We start from the raw sequence: 758 nt of genomic DNA on the forward strand, positions 1-758 counted from the left end.
TAGCGACGCTTACGTCATTTTGCTGACTTATCCCAGGGTGTGATTAAAATTGATCAGTTTGAAGAAGACTTTAATCAACTAGAGCAGATTCAGAAGAAAAATTTTGACTTATTAGTTAAATCTTTTTTGGTAAGCTTCTGGAAGTTACCTTTTGATCGAGTTGAGAGTATTTTAGAGTTTGCCCCTTTACTTTACTTAATAATGAGCCTCATTGATGCTCAAGAATATGTTGCGCCTATAGAAAAGCAAGATAAGAAAAACTCAAATGTTATTCGTTGGTTAAATAAACGATTATTCCCTCGTATTGTAGCAATTTTGGAAAATAAGCCAGAGCAAGGCCTCGCAATGGCTGATGGCCGTTGTGCTAAGCAAGTAATATTAGAAGCGATTGCTCAATATATAAAAGTAATAGAAGAAAAGCTACCCTCTTATAAAGATATGGCTTTAGTTTTTAAAATCCGTAATTTTTTCAGTGAAAAGCTACCTAGCTATATCCCTGAGCCGGAACCTGAAGTGAAAGTGGCTGCGGATATGGCCTTGGATGAGAACAAGCAGGAACAAGGTAAATTACAGCCAACTAAAAAAGCTGTAACTGGCTTGCAATCTAGACAAGCATCAGGCTCTATAGCAATACCTGCTGGAGTAAATTTAGAACCAGGAGCTGTTCTAGGCTCAAGTAAATGGCAAAAACTTTTACAAGCAATTGAGCAGGCTAAACAATTATATGCTGACCAACAGCTTACGCTGCGAGCCATGGA

The 758-nt window shown here is 37.7% G+C and carries 1 protein-coding gene; it reads left to right on the forward strand.

The features are described from left to right. Window positions 1-39 precede the first annotated feature (39 nt). Window positions 40-758: hypothetical protein (locus C200_RS13300; protein ID WP_033923826.1), on the forward strand; the 719-nt coding region annotated here is incomplete at its 3' end.

Origin of the sequence: Piscirickettsia salmonis LF-89 = ATCC VR-1361 (genome assembly GCF_000297215.2) — a bacterium.
GTDB classification, from domain to species: domain Bacteria; phylum Pseudomonadota; class Gammaproteobacteria; order Piscirickettsiales; family Piscirickettsiaceae; genus Piscirickettsia; species Piscirickettsia salmonis.